The organism is Thermomonas carbonis, assembly GCF_014396975.1.
GTDB lineage: Bacteria > Pseudomonadota > Gammaproteobacteria > Xanthomonadales > Xanthomonadaceae > Thermomonas > Thermomonas carbonis.
Genome location: NZ_CP060719.1, coordinates 514,225 through 528,656 on the forward strand (window position 1 = coordinate 514,225; position 14,432 = coordinate 528,656).

The window sequence follows — 14,432 nt, forward strand, 5'->3', positions numbered from 1 at the left end:
ATCGATGAAGAAGCTGTTGTTGATCGCGGGCGCCTGCCTGCTGTTGAGTGGACCGGCCGAGGCCCAGCGCAACAAGAACGATCCGAAAGGCGCGGCGGCCGGTGCCAATTCGGAAGGCGCGGCGGCGACCCTGGAACGCTGCGATTCGCCCCTCGGCACCGTCGGCGTGGTCGAGGAACAGGATGGCGACTGGTATCGGTACCTGACCTCCGACCTGCGCCTGCCGTCGACCATCCCGCTGATCCGGATGATGATCCAGCAGTCCAACTGCTTCGTGGTGGTCGAACGCGGACGCGCGATGAAGAACATGATGCAGGAGCGCGCCTTGGCCGACAGCGGCGAGATGCGCGAGGGCAGCAACTTCGGCAAGGGCCAGATGGTCGCCGCCGACTACACCATCAACCCGACGATCAATTTCTCGCAGAGCGACGCCGGCGGCATCGGTGCCGCACTCGGAGCGTTCGGCGGGCGCAAGCTCGGCGCGATCGGCGCGGTGGTCGGCGGACTCAAGTTCAAGAAGGCCGAAACCATCCTGACCATGATCGACAACCGCTCCGGCGTGCAGCTGGCGGTGGCGCAGGGCCAGGCGCGCAAGACCGATTTCGGCGGCGGCATCGCCGGCTGGGGCGGCTCCGGCTACGGCGCGCTGGGCGGCTACACCAACACCCCGGAAGGCAAGGTGCTGGCCGCGGCCTTCGCAGATGCCTACAACAATCTGGTCCGCGCCCTGCGCAACTACGAGGCGCAGGAAGTCGAAGGCGGCATGGGCAAGGGCGGCAAGCTGAAAGTCGGCAACTGAGTTTTCCCCGTCATCGTGCAACACCGGAACGCCCGGCATTGCCGGGCGTTCCATTTTCCGCGATGCCCAGCGCATGCGATGCTCGCCCTATGCCCATCCTGCTGGTCAAAGCCAAACCGAATGCCCGTGTCTCCGCACTGACGCAGCAGGACGATGGCACCTGGCTGGCGCAACTGAAGTCGCCGCCGGTGGACGGCAAGGCGAATGCCGAATTGATCGGACTGGTGGCGAAACAGTTCGGTTGCGCGAAATCCTCGGTCGGGATCAGAACCGGCGCGGGCAGCAAGTTGAAGCGGGTGGCGATCCCGGACTGAAGCCTGGCCAACGTCGTCCTTGGCGACGCTCAGGATGCCGACGTCACTTGCAGGCCAGGCCTTCCATCGTCATCGCCGCGGCGAACACCGGGATCGGCTTGAGATCGCCGGCACGGGCGGCGTCCATGCTGTCCTTGAGGTAGATCCGCGAACGACCCTGCGCATCCAGCGTCGGCGGCGCGACCTTGGTGTCCTTGCGCCAGATGCGCACCACCGCCTGCCGGGCGGGACAGGCCGCGCTGGGTACGCGGATCACGTCATTCAACAACCAGCCGTTGGCGACCGAGGCCTTGGCGTTCGCCGCATCGACCAGCTTCGCGCGCGGCGCACAACGCTCGCTGGTGCGCATCGCAGCGAACTCGTAGGGCTTGCCGGCATTGCCGGTGAACTTGCCTTCCAGGCGCGCGCAGGCTTCCGGGATCGTGCGCAGCGTATGCACCACGCCCGCCGCCTGCGGCGTGGCGACGGCCCGCTTGATTTCCGGGGCCGGATCGGCCGCATGGGCGGCGGAAGACGCGACCAGCAAAGCGGCCAAAAGCATGTGCGATCGCAGCATCGAACGACTCCGGTGGAACGTGATGGTCGGGGCAGGCTTGCACGCGGTGCATGAATCCGGGGTTCATGGCCCGATCCATGCTTCCGCGCGCATCCCGCCAGCGCTGCCCTGTGCCATAGTCGGGGCGTCGCCTGCCCGAGGGCATGCGCACAACCAACGGTCATCCATCGAACACTCCGGGAGGGGTTTCATGCTGGAGCAATACGGTCTGGTACTGGCGCTTGTGTGCGCCGTCATCGCAATCGGCTACGGCCTCTGGGCCACGAGCTGGATCAACCGGCAGCCCGCCGGCAACGAACGCATGCAGGAGATCGCAGGGGCGATCCAGGAAGGCGCACGCGCCTACCTCAACCGGCAATACACCACGATCTCCATTGTCGGCGTGGTGCTGATGGTGCTGATCGGCTTCTTCCTGGGCTGGCATACCGCGATCGGGTTCCTGATCGGTGCGGTGCTGTCCGGCGCGGCCGGCTACATCGGCATGAACGTCTCGGTGCGCGCCAACGTGCGCACCGCCGAAGCCGCACGCAGAGGCATCGGTCCGGCGATGGATGTCGCCTTCAAGGGCGGCGCGATCACCGGCATGCTGGTGGTCGGCCTGGGCCTGCTGGGCGTGGCCGGCTACTACTACGTGCTCGGCGCCATGGGCGTCCCGCAGGACAAGGCGCTGCACGCGCTGGTCGGCCTGGCGTTCGGCTCGTCGCTGATCTCGATCTTCGCGCGCCTCGGCGGCGGCATCTTCACCAAGGGTGCCGATGTCGGCGCCGACCTGGTGGGCAAGGTCGAAGCCGGCATCCCCGAGGATGACCCGCGCAACCCGGCGGTGATCGCCGATAACGTGGGCGACAACGTCGGCGACTGCGCCGGCATGGCCGCCGACCTGTTCGAGACCTACGCGGTCACCGTGATCGCGACGATGCTGCTGGGCGGCCTGATGGTGGCCACCGCCGGCAAGAACGCGGTGCTGTATCCGCTGGTGCTGGGCGGCGCGTCGATCATCGCCTCGATCATCGGTGCGTTCTTCGTCAAGGTCAGCGGCGACAAGCCCAACATCATGGGCGCGCTGTATCGCGGCGTGATCGTCTCGGCGGTGCTGTCGGCGGTCGCGTTCTACCCGATCACCACCCAGCTGATGGCGGATTCCAGCCACGGCGCGCTGAACCTGTACTGGTGCGCGCTGATCGGCCTGGTGCTGACCGGCGCGATCGTGTGGATCACCGAGTACTACACCGGCACCCAGTACAAGCCGGTTCAGCACGTCGCGCAGGCGTCCACCACCGGCCACGGCACCAACATCATCGCCGGCCTCGGCGTGTCGATGAAGTCGACCGCCCTGCCGGTGCTGGCGGTGTGCGCGTCGATCCTGCTGGCCTACAAGTTCGCCGGCCTGTACGGCATCGCCATCGCCGCCACCGCGATGCTGTCGATGGCCGGGATGATCGTGGCGCTGGACGCCTACGGCCCGATCACCGACAACGCCGGCGGCATCGCCGAGATGGCGGAACTGCCGCCGGAAGTGCGCAACATCACCGACCCGCTGGACGCGGTGGGCAACACCACCAAGGCAGTGACCAAGGGCTATGCGATCGGTTCCGCGGCACTCGCCGCGCTGGTGCTGTTCGCCGACTACACCCACAACCTGCAGATGCAGCATCCGGGGGTGAACTTCACCTTCGACCTGAGCAACCACATGGTGATCATCGGCCTGCTGATCGGCGGCCTGATCCCCTACCTGTTCGGTGCAATGGCGATGGAAGCCGTGGGCCGTGCCGCGGGCGCGGTGGTGGAGGAAGTGCGCCGCCAGTTCCGCGAGATCCCCGGGATCATGGAAGGCACCGGCAAGCCGGACTACAGCCGCGCGGTCGACATGCTGACCAAGTCGGCGATCAAGGAAATGATCGTGCCCTCGCTGCTGCCGGTCGCGGTCCCGGTCGTGGTCGGCCTGACCCTGGGCGCGCAGGCGCTCGGCGGCCTGCTGATCGGCACCATCGTGACGGGCATCTTCGTGGCGATCTCGATGACCACGGGCGGCGGTGCATGGGACAACGCCAAGAAGTACATCGAGGACGGCAACTTCGGCGGCAAGGGTTCCGAGGCGCACAAGGCCGCGGTGACCGGCGACACCGTCGGCGACCCGTACAAGGACACCGCCGGCCCGGCGGTGAACCCGCTGATCAAGATCATCAACATCGTGGCGCTGATGATCGTCCCGCTGTTGCCGGCCACGGTCACCGGGGGCGATACCAACCTCCTTGCCACGCCACCGGCAATGGAGGCCGCGGCCACCGATGGCACGGTCGCCATGGATGCCGCAGCCGCCGATGCAGAGGTGGATGCCGCTGCCGTGGATTCCACCTTGCCGGATGCCAGCGCCGCCGCTGTGTATTTCGCAAGCGGCTCCGCAGACCTGCCGGCCGATGCCGGCGACACCCTGGGCCAGCTCGTCCAGCACCTCAAGGACGATCCCGCCGCGCGTGCCACGGTGTCCGGTTACCACGATGCCAGTGGCGATCCGGCGCAGAACGCGGAACTGGCCAAGCAGCGCGCGCAGAATGTCGCCGGTGCATTGGCTGCAGCCGGCATCGACGACACCCGCGTCGACCTGGAAAAGCCGGTCTTGGCCATCGAAGGCACCAGCGCGGAAGACGCGCGCCGGGTCGAGGTCACGGTGAAGTAAGCGAACCCAGTGCGGCATCGAAAACGGCGGCTCCGGCCGCCGTTTTCGTGTCCGGATCCTTGCTGGAGCGCTGGCTCAAGGGCGAGCGGTTAGAATGCGCGCCCCCACACCGTCCAGCGCAGCAGTGCGCGGACACCCGCATCGGAGCACAGCAGCATGGGCCTGGACCTCGTCCCCACCGGCAAGAATCCGCCGGACGAACTCAACGTCATCATCGAAATCCCGAAGGATGCCGAGCCGGTCAAGTACGAGGTCGACAAGGCCAGCGGCGCGATCTTCGTCGACCGCGTGCTGTCCACACCGATGCGCTACCCGTGCAACTACGGCTACGTCCCGCACACCCTCTGCGGCGACGGCGACCCGGCCGACGTGCTGGTGCTGATGCCGCTGGCGCTGATCCCCGGCTCGGTGATCAGGGTGCGCCCGGTCGGCGTGCTGCGCATGGTCGACGAGGCCGGTGCCGACGAAAAGATCCTGGCCGTGCCGATCAGCAAGGTCTACCCGGGTTACGACCACATCCAGCATCTCGACGACGTGCCCAAGCACTGGCTGGACCGCATTGGCTACTTCTTCGAGCACTACAAGGACCTGGAAGCCGGCAAGTGGGTCAAGCTCGACGGCTGGGGCGGTCGCGACGAGGCCCGCCAGCTGCTGGTCGAGTCGATCGAGCGCTACGAAGCGAGCGCGGAGAAGCCGAACTTCTGAGGTCGGCAGCATCGCCCCGCACCCGCGGCGGGGCGTGTGGCGTCAGGAACGCCTGATCGCCATCTTGGCGACCCGCGCGAGGACGCCATCGATCCAGTGCGTGCCGTTGGCCAATCTGATCATCGCGACCGGTTCCGGGATCTGCTGGATGAATCGTTCCAGCGCGGCCCAGTATTCGGCCTTGCCTTCTCCCGAATCGGCGTAACGCGCCCACAGCCCACGCCAGGCCTGGAAGAAACGCTCGATCTGCGCATGCGCGGCGGCCAGGTTGGGATCGCGTGGATCCGCGTCGTCCAGCAGTCGGCGCATGTGGTAGTTGGCTTCCCACGGCGACATCGCCTGCGGGATGTTGTAGTGCTCGAGGATCAAGGCAGGCCGGGACGCGGATGGCGGGACGCGGACTGGCCGCCAGTCGGCACGGTCGGCACCGTGCCCGCGGCCGGCCGCCACCAGGTTCCAGAAGGCTTCGCCGCCGACCGTATCGGCGACCAGGTGGATGCGGCTCTGGCTGGCGTCGTTGATCACGTTGTGGTTACGCCAGGTATCGAAGATCCAGCACTCCCCAGCCGCCATGTTGATGACCGCCGATCCGCATTCGAAACGTACCGTCGGCTGGGTCACGATCGGCACGTGCACACGCACGCGCTCGGCCCAGTAATAACCCTGGTCGACGTGCGGTGTGACTTCCGCCTGGCCCGCAAGCCGCATCAAGCGGGTGCGTCCGAGAGTGGCACCGAAGCTGGCCATCACCTGCATCAGGTACGGGCAACGCAGCAGCTCCGGCGTCGGTGCCATGGTGCCTGCGAACGATTCGTTCGCAGGATCGCCACCCACCGCCAGCAACGGCAGCATCGAATTGCCGGGGAACTTCTGCGGGTGGTCGCGCCATACGCTCTCGCCCAGTGCTTCGATCTCCGCGGCGAGCACGTCGGCATCGAACGACAGCGGCAACTGGATGAACGGAAGGGGCAGCTTCATTCCGGCGGATCCGGGCGAGGTATCGGCGAGGTGGCCATTGTAGCCACCCGGCACACAGGCTTCAGCCGCGCTCGCGGACGATGGTCAGGCCGATCAGCCGCGAGACCACGGTGGCGATGTAGCCCACCCCGGCGAACTGTTCGAGCATGGTCAGCGCGCGCGCCGGCGCGCTGACAGGCAACACGTCGCCCAGGCCCGTCGCCGACAGGTTGGTGAAGCTGTAGAACAGCAGCTCCATCCAGGTGCGCGGACGCTCGGGTTCGAAGCCGGTGAAGCTGCCGGGATACCACGCCTGGCAGACGTAATAGGCGTAGGCGAAGCCCCAGGCCAGCAAGGTGAAGGTGGCCGCCGCGGCGAACAGTTCGTCGGCGGTGACCTTGTGATCGTGCAGCATGTACGAGATCAGGCTGGCCGCGGCGTAGAAATACAGCGCCGCTTCCAGCAAGGCGGAAAACGGCAGCAACGCATCGTTCTCGAAGACCACGGCGAACACGGTCAGCAGCATCGCCGGAATCGCCAGCAGCCACGCGATGGTGTTGACGAACGAACTGCGGTTGACCACCCATACCGCCAGCGGTACCACCACCAGCGCCACCGCGCCGAACAGCACCCGGCCGCCGGCGCTGTCATTGATCAGCGGATACACCAGCAGGCTGAGCAGTTGCGCCGCCAGCAGGAACGCGGAGGGATGGCGTTTGGCCACGCGCCGCAAGCGCTGCGTGTGCAGGGCGACATCCCCGACCGACATCCCGTGTCCTTTCAGTGGATGCGTGATCGTGGCAAACGGGTTACGGCGTGGCTGCGCGATGCGGGTACTGCAGGAAGATCGCGTTGATGGCCTGGTCTACCTCGGCCATCTTTTGCTCGGGTGTTTTGTTGACCACGCGGCCGATCGCGGCACCGGTCCAGACCATGCGGTTGCGACGGGCATCGACCAGGTCCACGGTCAGGGTGCCCTCGCGATAGCGGCTAACCTGGGTGTCGTCGTACCAGACCGGCACGGCGACATAGGCCTTGCGGCGGTAGTTGTAGAACCATTGCGTATCCGCGCGCGGCATCGTCCACACATCGGTTCGATCCTGCACCACGCCCTGGAAGTTCACTTGCAGGTCGGGTGACGACTCGACGTAACGGTAGCCGCGCGCGTCCATTTCCCTGCGTACGTTGTCCTTGATGCGATCGGAGATCCAGGTGGAATAACCGGACTCCTCCATCGCGATCGGGCTGTAGAAGGACCAGGTGCGGTACTGGCTGAAATTCGCGGTGGGATCATGGTCGGTGCGCACCTGCGGACCGGTGGCGCAGGCCGCCAGCACGACGGTGGCGAGGAGGACGAAAAGCCATCGGCTGGTGCGCTGCAGGGTTCGCATGGAAGCACTCCTCGGGTCGGATCCGGACGAGCGGAAACACTAGCACGCAGCCATGCAACGCAAGGCGAATGGCCGTCCGCAAACAGGAAGAGGCCGCCCTTGCGGACGGCCTCCAGATCACACGGTCATGGCGGATCAGAAGTCGTACTGGACCATGAAGCGAACCGAGCGCGGCGCCTGCCAGCCAACCGGCATCTTGTACACGTCCGGCTGCGGGTTGCCCGCCTGATCTTCGCCCTGCTCGACGACGTTGACCGCCTTGTCCGCCTGCAGCACGTTGAACACATCCACCTTGAACTGCAGGCCCTTCGCCCACGCGGGCTTGTAGGCCAGGTTCAGGTCGAGGTTCTGAGTCCAGGGCAAACGCCCCGCCGTTCCGCGGTTGACGATGGTGCGGCCATTGTTAGCGCCGCCATCCCAATCCGGATTCGGGGTGTTGTCCCCGGGCGTGCCGATGTCGCCGTCCGGACCACCATTCAGGTAGCGCGGCTGGAAGGTCGTGGACGAGTCGCAGGAGAAGTAGCCGTTCGCGTAGTGCGACGTATTCGCGCCACCCAGGAAGCCGAAGCAATTGATCGGACGCCCGGACTGCACCAGGAAACTCGCACCGACCGACCACTCGTCGGTGATCTCGAAGTTGCCGAACAGCTTCAGGCTGTGGCGACGGTCGTTCGGCAGGTAGCCGTACGAACCGATCGCCAGCTCCGGGTAGTCGAAGTCCTGCGTGGTGCCGGTGTCGGCCTGGCCGATGTCCGACTTCACGCCACCCTCGGTATTGCCGATGCTCTTGGCGAACGTGTACGAGCCCTGCACGAACCAGCGGTCCCAATTGCCTTCCCAGAAGATTTCCAGCGCGCTGTACTTGCGCTTGGCCTTCGGACCCAGCACGTCGGCCGGAACGACGATCTCTTCCAGCTGTCCATCGCCATTGACGTCCATCTGGAACACACCATCACTGCCCGGGTTGTAGAGGTGGCAGAACGCGAAGCCCGGGTTGTAGACGGCGATGTCGCTGGGCTGGGTCTTGTCGATCGGCTCGATGAAGATGCCGCCGTCGGCGGTGAAGCCCTGCGCCAGGGCCGCCGCAATCAGCGGGCGGTAATCGCAGGTGTCGTCGATCGCACGCTTCAGGTCGCGGTGGATCGCGCGCACGCCCAGCGAGAAGTGCTCGTTCAACTGCTTCTGGAAACCGAGGATGTATTCGTCCTGGTACATCGGCTCCAGGTTCTGCGAGGCGATCGTCAGCGGATTCTTGCTCACTCCGAACTCGTTGTTCAGATAACGGATCGGACGCCCATTGGCAGGGTTGTCGATCAGGGTCAGGCCGGTCGGTGCGCCGGTGACCGGATCCACGCCGGTGTAGGTATAGAACTGCTCGCTGAACAGTGATTTCGATGCCCCGCGCACGGCAACGGTTGCGGTCAGCGGCAGGGCGTAGCGGCCGGCATTGCCGAACACCTTGAACGTGCTGTCGCCGAACACGTCCCAGCTGAAGCCAAGCCGCGGGGCGAACTGGTTCTTGATCTCGACATAGGTTTCGCCATCGCCGTTCTTGTTCTTGAAGGTGTCCCAGCGCAGGCCCAGGTAGGCGACGAAGTTGTCGGAAACGCTCCAGCTGTCCTCGATGTAGAACGCGCGTTGATCCACGCCAACCGTCGAGCCGGACTGGAACACGCGCTTGCGGACGACCTGGTTCTCGCTGGTGTTGCCGGTCGCCGGATAGCGGCCATAGCGCCAGTTCATGCCTCCGGAATTGGACACGCCTGCGACCGACTCGAAGTTGTCGATGTCGACGCCGCCGCGCAACAGGTGATCGCCCAGCTGCCATTCCAGGTCGATGCGGAATTGTTCCCGGCTGTCCTTGCCGTCCGGCCTACCAAGGTTGGCGGCCAGCGTGCAGCCGGTGATCGGGGTGACCTGGCCATTCACCGCCGATGGACGACCATCGATGATGATCGGGCAGCCGCTTGCAGGCTGTCCGACGTTGCCGTTGTATTCGTTGCGGATGCCGGTCGAGGTGATGCTGTAGTTGGAGCGTGCCGATTCGCTGGTGCCCGCCAGCGCCGACAATGTCAGGGTATCGGTCAGGTAGCCGGTGTATTTGGCGATGTAGGTCTCGCCGCCGAATTCCGTGTAGTCGGTCCCGCGGTAGGTCGAGAAGCGCGGATTGCTGACATCGTCGGCATCGGTGACCGTGTCGAAGAAGTCGGTCTCCAGCTTCTGCGTGTCGGAGATGGCGGTGAATTCGAGCAGGTGGTTGTCGCTGATGTTCCAGTCCGCCTTGAGCAACCACTTCGGTTGGCGATTGCGCAGCGAGGTGCTGTTGGCCTGGCCAGGATTGCCCGCGAAGGTATCGGTGTCGATCTTCGCGTATTCCACCAGTCCATAGGCGAACAGGCGATCCTTGATCAGTGCGCCGCCCGCCCATACCGCCGCAGTCAGGTTTTCGCCGAGGGTGTTGGGTGAGTTGTCGGCGAGTAGCGTCCCGGCATTGCTCACCAGGTCGGGGGTCGTCTCGGACAAGGACTCGGGCGACCAATACAGGCTGGCACCGGCACGGAACTCGTTGGTGCCGCGCCTGGAAATCTGGTTGATCACGCCGCCGGTGGAACGACCGAACTCGGCGCCGTAGCCACCCGTCTTGACCTGCTGCTCGGCGATTGCCTCGAACGGAATCAGGGCGAAATTCAGGTTCTGGAACGAGTTGGTGATGTTGAAGCCGTTGAAGTAGTACTGGTTCTCCGCGACCGAGGCACCACCGAACGAGGCCAGGTTGCCGAAGGCCGCATCGCCGCGCACGGTACCCGGTGCCAGCAGCGCGACCGACGTGGTATCGCGACCCACCGGAATCCGGGCAATCTGCTCGGCGGTCAGGATGGTGGTCGACTCCACCGACGACACGTCGATCGGATTGATCGCACCGGTCCCCACGACCGTCACCGTGTCCAGGTTGGTCGCATCGGCACCCACGAAGTCCAGCGTGGTTGCATTGCCGACGTTGACTGTCGCAGCGCGAGGTGCGCCGCCATTGCGACTCAGCTGATATTGGCCGGTCGGCAACTGCGAAAAGCGATAACCGCCATCCGATCCGACGGTAATCGTGCGGCTGTATCCCGTCGCCGGATTGCTGATGGTGATGGCGTCGCCGGACATGGCGCGGCCGGTCACCGCGCCGGCGGTGTTGGTCTGCGCCTGCACACCCGCGGTGAAACACAGGGCGAGAGCGAGAACGAGTGCCTTGCGGCGGCGGTGTGATGGATTGATCTTGGTCACCATGAATCTCCAGCGTTGCAGTGGTTGTGGAAGCGCGATCCCGTTCGCGTGCGGCGATGCCGCTCGATGCGGCTTACGGATTTGTTAACGATTCGATGCTAGGTGCAGCGCATGCCCTTCCGCTTTGCAGGACTTGGCGGATTGCACTGCGCAATCCGGTCGATGCGGTCAACGGAGACTGGAGCGGCGCAGACAGGCGACCAGCGAACCCGCATCTGCCGTGGACTGCGCGGCAACTTGCAACAGCTCACGATCCGGGGTGACACGCAGGCCCGCGCCATGTCCGCGCAGCGCACGAGTGCTCTCGCGCACGCTGCATGCGAATTGCCGGTAGCGGCGCACCCAGAAGAACAACGAGCCCTGGCTGACGCCGAACTCGCGGGCGACATCGCCCACGCTGCGACCATCCTCGACGACACGACGCACCGCATCGACCTTGCGCGCGGCGGAATAGCGCGGCTGGCTCATCGACCACTCCGTGCCTGCTGCCATGGGTGTTGCATGGCCGCGTTCCAGGGGTCGGCGGCATCGCCTGCGGTAAACCCATGCGGATGCAGCAGCCGATACTCGGACGCGGTCATGCCATGCCGCGCACGGAACGCACGCGAGAAACTGCACGGGTTGTCGAAGCCGCACGCCGCGGAAATTTCCGTCACCGGCAGGCGCGTCGTGGACAGCAGCCGGCAGGCATGCGCCAGTCGCAACTGCGCGGCGAACTGCTGCGGCCCGATGCCGTACAGCGCATGGAAGATCTTGGTGAAGTACCAGGGCGAGAAATTGCAGCGTTGCGCCAGTTCGGCCACCCGCAGGCCGCCACCGGCATGCCCTTCCAGGTACAGCCGCGCGCGCTGCATGCGCACCAGCACCTGGCGCTTGCGGCGCAGCGAATGGCCGGGGCAGCGCTCCGTGCCCGCGAGCAGTTCACGTTGCAGCATCGCCAGGAAACCGCGCAACGCGTCTGGCATGCGACCTTCGCCATCGGCCAAGCCCGTGTGCACGCGCCAAAGCCGCAATGCGATCGCACGTGCACCCGCCGGCATCCAGCCACGCGCCGGGAACAGCACGGGGCATCCGCCGCGGCCTGCAAGGCCTGCTGGATGGCCAGGTCGATGCCGACCGCGAACACCACGCTGTCGGCACCCGACCAGACCGTGGGCCGCGAGTCACGATCCAGCGCGATCCACTCGCGCGGCCCCAGCTCGAAGCCGCCCTCGCGCGAGCGCACCCGCACGCGACCACGCAGCACGCACCAGACGATGGCGGCGTGGCGGCCAGCATCGAGCAAGCCATCGCCAGTGGCCAGGACCAGATCGAATGGCGATTGTGAAGCCGCGACGACAGCGCAAGCGGCCAACGGGGGCAGGCGAGTACGGGGAACGAACAGGGACACGGGATGCATGGCCGGCTCCACTTCGGGATGTCGACCGCCATCAACAGGGATGCCTGCACGCAGGTCAGGAAATCGCGGCGAAACTCACCCGAAATTTTCCCGAATCCTTTTGATTCAACGTGTTAGCGGACAGGCTCCGTGACCAACTCCTCCAACCGGAGCAGCCCGATATCGCTGTCCTGCTGGCCCACGACCATGCTCACGTACAGCCAGCGACCGTCCCGCGACACCGTCGGCGCCAGCGTCGGCGCACCGCGCCTTTGCGCGTCCAGGCAACCGGCATCGGCTTCCGTTGCCGGCGTTCCCAGCCAGTGCCAGCGGGACAGACAGGCTGGCGCGGCGGTGCGCAGGGCAAATGCCCGGCCATCCAGCAGTGCCCAACGCCGCAGCCAGTAGTTCGCCGGCGATTCGGCATCGACCTGCACCAGCGCGCGCAGATCCGGATCCACCCGCCAAAGCCCAGGTCGGGTGGTGCGAACGAAATGCACCTGACCGGTGGCGGCGTCGAAACGCGCCTCGCCGACATCGTCCAGTTGCGCCAACACCTGAGGGCTCGTTTTCGACAGGTCCAGGATCTGCAACGCCAACCGGCTCGCGCCACGATCGACCAGCACCAGCATGCGTTGCCCGGGCAGGTACTGGGCGGCATACGGCAGACCCTCCAGCGGCAAGGCGTGGACGCGGCCGCTGGCGACATCGATTTCGTGCAGGCGGGCGCCGCCACTGCCCTTGCTTTCGCCAATCACCAGCAAGCGCCTGCCATCGTCGGACCACTGCGGTGGATGCCGCGAGATGGGAGTGAAATCTTCGATCATTCGCAACTGGTCGGGATCGGCGGGTTCGCCCAGCCACAGCCGCGCGTCGCGGTTACGGTCGGAATGGAAGGCCAGCCAGCGTCCATCCGGCGACGGTGACGGCAGCAGGTCGTTGCCGGTGGACGCGAACAGGGGTTCCGGCACGGCCCCGGCCCGCATCGGCAGCGGGTAGCGGAACATCGCGATGCGTTCCTCGCCGAGGGTGAAGGCCATCACCTTGCCGCGCGCAGCGATATCCAGGCCGACGCCCTCGAAGCCGCCGAGCGCGCGAGTCTGGCCGCTGCCCAGGTCGTGCCGATGCAACTGCGACGGATTGCCGGGCAGGGCCAGCAGCAGGGAGCGACCATCCGGTGCCCACGCCCAGCCGTTGAGGCTGCTTTGCAGCCGGGTGAGCTTGCGCGGCGTGCCGCCCGCCGCCGGCATCGCCCACAAATCGGAATGACTGAGGCCGCGACGGAACACCAGTTGCGTCCCGTCCGGCGAAAAGCGCGGATCGAAATCGACATCGCCCCTGCCATGCGCATACGCCAACGGCTGCCACAGGCCGCTGTCCAGGCGCAGGATCGCCAGCGGCGCGGCGGCACCATCGGCCTCGGATTCCAGTCCGGCGATGATCCCGCTGCCATCCGGCAACCAGTCGTAGCGGCCATTGACGCGGTCGCAGCGACCGACCGCGCGGGTAGCCCCGCCGCTGGCCGGTACCAGCAGCAATTCGCAGCCGGCTTTCTCGTCGATGCGGGCGAATACCAGCTGCCGGCCATCCGGCGACCAGCGCGGCAGATGATCGGAATGATCGTGCGGCGGTGAGGTCAGTTGCCGGGGCGGTGTGGCCTGGGTGGCCTGCACGAACAAGGCCGGGGCATCGTCCGCTCCACCAGGCGGCATCGCGTACGCAACCAGTGCGCCGTCGGGCGACAACGCCGGCTGGATTTCCGGGCCCGGCCGTGAGGTCAGCAAGGTATAGGGCAGTTCGCCCGGTGGCCGGGCCAACGCCGCCGTCATCGGCGCGGATGCATCTTCTGAATGCGTTCGCGACACGACCCAGCCAGCGACCGCCGCCACAATCAGCATGAACAGCCCGATGCCGACCACGCGCCCCCGATCGCGAGGCCTGCGTGCATCGGCATGCGATGCGGCCTGCTCCATGCCTGCCGCGGGCGATGCAACGACCTGGTCCGGCAACCACTCGACCTCGGCCAGCAGGCGATAGCCGGATTTCGGAATGGTTTCGAGATACGCAGGCGCTTCGCGATCGTCGCCCAGCGCCTTGCGCAGCGTGGTGATCGCCTGGGTCACCACGTCGTCGGTCGGCATCGTGCCCGCCCATACCGCATCGAGCAGCGCCTCGCGGCTCACCACCCTGCCCGGCTGCGCGGCCAGTACCTGCAACACCTGTAGCGCCTTCAGGGTAATCCGCTGCGGTGCATCATCGCCACGAACCACTTCGCGACAATCGATGTTCAGCACGCAGGCACCGACCCGCAGACGTGTGCTGGGCGATTCCGGCGATGGCGTGAAGTGGTTTCTCATGGCAGCAGCTCGACTCTAGCGAGTC

General features: G+C 66.1%; 13 protein-coding genes and 1 pseudogene. 6 read left to right on the forward strand and 8 right to left on the reverse strand.

Annotated features, from left to right (window positions below; all coding sequences use genetic code 11):
- Positions 1-4: 4 nt before the first annotated feature.
- Both H9L16_RS02520 and H9L16_RS02525 read left to right on the forward strand, forming a co-directional pair.
- Positions 5-799 carry a CsgG/HfaB family protein gene (locus H9L16_RS02520; protein WP_187553033.1) on the forward strand — a complete coding sequence of 265 codons (795 nt, stop codon included), beginning with the start codon at positions 5-7 and terminating at the stop codon, positions 797-799.
- Positions 800-888: 89 nt separating this feature from the next.
- Positions 889-1,113, forward strand: coding sequence for a DUF167 domain-containing protein (locus tag H9L16_RS02525; protein ID WP_187553034.1), 225 nt, complete (start codon positions 889-891; stop codon positions 1,111-1,113).
- 43 nt (positions 1,114-1,156) lie between these two features.
- Here H9L16_RS02525 and H9L16_RS02530 read toward each other — a convergent pair whose 3' ends face one another.
- Positions 1,157-1,669: a hypothetical protein gene (locus H9L16_RS02530; protein WP_187553035.1), complete on the reverse strand. Its 513-nt coding sequence runs from the start codon at positions 1,667-1,669 to the stop codon at positions 1,157-1,159.
- A 190-nt stretch (positions 1,670-1,859) separates the two neighbouring features.
- Between H9L16_RS02530 and H9L16_RS02535 the strand changes: the two are divergent.
- The 3 genes and pseudogenes from H9L16_RS02535 to ppa all read left to right on the forward strand — a co-directional run.
- Positions 1,860-3,887 (forward strand): annotated as a pseudogene (locus tag H9L16_RS02535) (sodium-translocating pyrophosphatase); the annotation flags it as partial.
- A gap of 84 nt (positions 3,888-3,971) precedes the next feature.
- Entirely contained in the window at positions 3,972-4,346 is a 375-nt protein-coding gene (locus H9L16_RS16065; RefSeq protein ID WP_229796577.1) for an OmpA family protein, read from the forward strand.
- Between the two features lie 156 nt (positions 4,347-4,502).
- On the forward strand, positions 4,503-5,051 hold the full coding sequence (gene ppa / locus H9L16_RS02540) for an inorganic diphosphatase (RefSeq protein ID WP_187553037.1): 549 nt from the start codon (positions 4,503-4,505) through the stop codon (positions 5,049-5,051).
- 42 nt (positions 5,052-5,093) lie between these two features.
- Here ppa and H9L16_RS02545 read toward each other — a convergent pair whose 3' ends face one another.
- The 6 genes from H9L16_RS02545 to H9L16_RS02570 all read right to left on the reverse strand — a co-directional run bounded on the left by H9L16_RS02545 (position 5,094) and on the right by H9L16_RS02570 (position 11,637).
- The gene (locus H9L16_RS02545) at positions 5,094-6,029 is read right to left on the reverse strand and encodes an aspartyl/asparaginyl beta-hydroxylase domain-containing protein (protein WP_187553038.1); all 936 of its coding nucleotides are present in this window, start codon (positions 6,027-6,029) and stop codon (positions 5,094-5,096) included.
- 61 nt (positions 6,030-6,090) lie between these two features.
- The gene (locus tag H9L16_RS02550) at positions 6,091-6,777 is read right to left on the reverse strand and encodes a two pore domain potassium channel family protein (RefSeq protein ID WP_187553039.1); all 687 of its coding nucleotides are present in this window, start codon (positions 6,775-6,777) and stop codon (positions 6,091-6,093) included.
- 40 nt (positions 6,778-6,817) lie between these two features.
- Positions 6,818-7,399, reverse strand: coding sequence for a DUF4136 domain-containing protein (locus tag H9L16_RS02555; protein ID WP_187553040.1), 582 nt, complete (start codon positions 7,397-7,399; stop codon positions 6,818-6,820).
- 135 nt (positions 7,400-7,534) lie between these two features.
- Entirely contained in the window at positions 7,535-10,672 is a 3,138-nt protein-coding gene (locus H9L16_RS02560; protein ID WP_187553041.1) for a TonB-dependent receptor, read from the reverse strand.
- 168 nt (positions 10,673-10,840) lie between these two features.
- Positions 10,841-11,140 (reverse strand): transposase, encoded by a 300-nt coding sequence (locus H9L16_RS02565; RefSeq protein WP_187553042.1) that lies wholly within the window; start codon positions 11,138-11,140, stop codon positions 10,841-10,843.
- Positions 11,137-11,637 carry a helix-turn-helix transcriptional regulator gene (locus H9L16_RS02570; protein ID WP_187553043.1) on the reverse strand — a complete coding sequence of 167 codons (501 nt, stop codon included), beginning with the start codon at positions 11,635-11,637 and terminating at the stop codon, positions 11,137-11,139. Before H9L16_RS02570 ends, H9L16_RS02565 begins: the two co-directional genes overlap by 4 nt.
- A 47-nt stretch (positions 11,638-11,684) precedes the next feature.
- Here H9L16_RS02570 and H9L16_RS02575 point away from each other — a divergent pair, with 47 nt between their 5' ends.
- Positions 11,685-11,999, forward strand: coding sequence for a hypothetical protein (locus H9L16_RS02575; RefSeq protein WP_187553044.1), 315 nt, complete (start codon positions 11,685-11,687; stop codon positions 11,997-11,999).
- A 185-nt stretch (positions 12,000-12,184) separates the two neighbouring features.
- Here the strand turns inward: H9L16_RS02575 and H9L16_RS02580 are convergent, their stop codons facing one another.
- The gene (locus tag H9L16_RS02580) at positions 12,185-14,407 is read right to left on the reverse strand and encodes a winged helix-turn-helix domain-containing protein (protein ID WP_187553045.1); all 2,223 of its coding nucleotides are present in this window, start codon (positions 14,405-14,407) and stop codon (positions 12,185-12,187) included.
- Positions 14,408-14,432: the final 25 nt, after the last annotated feature.